This window comes from Mycobacterium sp. KBS0706, from assembly GCF_005938675.2.
Taxonomy (GTDB): domain Bacteria; phylum Pseudomonadota; class Alphaproteobacteria; order DSM-16000; family Inquilinaceae; genus Inquilinus.
Genome location: NZ_VCCH02000248.1, coordinates 1 through 2,111, shown reverse-complemented (window position 1 = coordinate 2,111; position 2,111 = coordinate 1). Strand labels below are relative to the sequence as shown.

Annotated in this window: 2 protein-coding genes and 1 pseudogene; 2 read left to right on the top strand and 1 reads right to left on the bottom strand. The window is 68.1% G+C overall.

Annotation, left to right across the window (positions count from 1 at the left end):
* Positions 1-137: 137 nt before the first annotated feature.
* Positions 138-889: pseudogene (locus tag FFK22_RS41565) on the bottom strand (IS701 family transposase); the annotation flags it as partial.
* Positions 890-1,024: 135 nt separating this feature from the next.
* Between FFK22_RS41565 and FFK22_RS41560 the strand changes: the two are divergent.
* Together FFK22_RS41560 and FFK22_RS41555 are read left to right on the top strand one after the other, a co-directional pair.
* Positions 1,025-1,885: a site-specific integrase gene (locus tag FFK22_RS41560; RefSeq protein WP_138893658.1), complete on the top strand. Its 861-nt coding sequence runs from the start codon at positions 1,025-1,027 to the stop codon at positions 1,883-1,885.
* A gap of 6 nt (positions 1,886-1,891) precedes the next feature.
* Positions 1,892-2,111: transposase zinc-binding domain-containing protein (locus FFK22_RS41555; RefSeq protein WP_186002977.1), on the top strand; the 220-nt coding region annotated here is incomplete at its 3' end.

Genomic DNA, 2,111 nt, shown 5'->3' with positions numbered 1-2,111 from the left:
TACTGCGTCATAAGCGAGGGGGAATGTTCCTGGTCTGACCGGGAGCGTTGCAGCAGGGACATCGGTGGAGGGTCCTGGCGAGTGCGACGGTGAGGCGTCGGCGCAAGGTCGTGATCGAGTTCGGGATGTGGCGTTCGGGCCGGATCGGCGGCGCCTCTGGGTCGGTAACCGTCGGGAACGGCAAGCGGCGGGCGTTTCGGGGCGGGACATGGTCCTGAGGGGGGAATCGTCTCGCGCTCGGAGATCAGGAAGCCGTAGGCGGCGATGCAGAGCGTGGCGTGATGATGGAAGCCAGCCAGCCTCGCCCTTCGTAGTGGCCGAGCCCGAGCTCCTGCTTGAGATCCTGGTAGTCCCGTTCGATCCGCCAGCGCAGCTTGGTGAGATCGACCAGTTCGGCGAACGGGATGTCGGCCGGTAGGGTCGACAGCCAATACTTGGTCGGCTCCGCCTCGTCTTCGGGCCATTCGACCAGAAGCCATTCCTCGGCCCTGGGGGCTTGGAGCTTCTCGTCGCGGTGACCGGTCCGCACCCGTATCCGGGCATAGCGCGAGGTGAGCCAGTCGGCCGAGCCTTCGCGCCAAGTGATCGTCTCCCAGGCGGATGCCGGCAGATCGAGAGCGAGAGCTTTGGCCTGGATCGGCCGGTGCTCGGCATCGCGTCGCGTCCGGCTGGTCGGGCGGCCGCGTCCGGACCACGGCTTGGGCGGCAGCGGCCCGGTCCCGGGTGCCCAGACGCTCGTGTGCGGCTGGATAACCGCGACATAGGTGAGGCCCAACACCGTGATCTCGGTGCGCAACCTCGTGTCGGCGCCATAACCGGCATCCATCAGCACGACGCCTTCCGGAACGTCGGCCGCGCGGACAGCGCGGATCTGGTCGAGCGCGATCTCATACCAAGGGCCCTGGAGATTGACTCTGTGGGATTGAACGAACCCGCTGGCGCGGGATGAGGCGGTGACGGAGGAGGCCACCTGGCTGGGATGATGGGGGTTGTGAGCAGCCCCATCACCAGACAGGAGGCTTCGATGGCCGAGTTGAGCCCTCTGCGCCGTCGCATGATCGAGGACATGACGGTCCGCAATCTGTCGCCGGCGACGCAGCGATCCTACGTCCATGCGGTGGCGAAGTTCAGCCGGTATTTCGGCCGGTCGCCGGAGCGGCTGGGTCTGGAGGACGTGCGGGCGTTCCAGGTCCACCTGGTGTCGACCGGGATCTCCTGGGCGGCGCTGAACCAGACGGTCTGTGCGCTGCGGTTCTTCTACGGTGTCACGCTCGGCCACGGCGAGATCCCGGAGCGGATCCCTTACGCGCGCGAGCCGCGCAAGCTGCCGGTGGTGCTGAGCGCCGACGAGGTGGTGCGGTTCCTGGAGGCGGTGCCGAGCCTGAAGACCCGGACGGCGCTGACGACGGCCTATGCCGCGGGGCTGCGCGTGTCTGAGGTGGTCGGCCTGAGGATCGGCGATGTCGACAGCGCGCGGATGGTGATCCGGGTCGAGCACGGCAAGGGCGGCAAGGACCGCTACGTCATGCTGTCGGTGCAGTTGCTCGCCATCCTGCGCAGCTATTGGCGGCTGGCCCGTCCCGAGCACTGGCTGTTCCCCGGCCGCGAGGCCGACAAGCCGATCGACGTCCAGGTGCTGCATGCCGCCTGTCGCTCGGCCTGCGCCGCCGCCGGTCTGGACAAGCGAGTGACGGTGCACACGCTGTGGCACAGCTTCGCCACGCATCTCTTGGAGAACGGCACCGACATCCGGATCACCCAGGTGCTGCTCGGGCACGCCAACCTGTCGACCACGGCGCGCTACGCCCAGGTCTCGAACGGGCTAATCCGACGGACCGAGAGCCTGCTCGACCGGCTGGCGCTGGAGGTGGTGCCGCCCGCCTGATCCGCCATATACACGGGCCTGGAACTGGCGGAGGTCTTCCGTCGGTACGGCGACGCCTATCGCCGCGTGCATGACGGCCACCTGGGCCGGGTCGAGCGGCGGGTGATGAGCGCCGTCGAGCTGTGCCGGACGGCGGCGCTCGGCGGTCATGTCGAGCACTGCCAGAAGTGCGGCACCATCCGCCACGCCTACAATTCCTGCCGCAACCGGCACTGCCCGAAGTGCC

Coding starts and splice junctions, on each gene's coding strand:
- FFK22_RS41560 (WP_138893658.1), top strand. CDS start 1,025: ATGGCCGAGTTGAGCCCTCTGCGCCGTCGCATGATCGAGGACATGACG.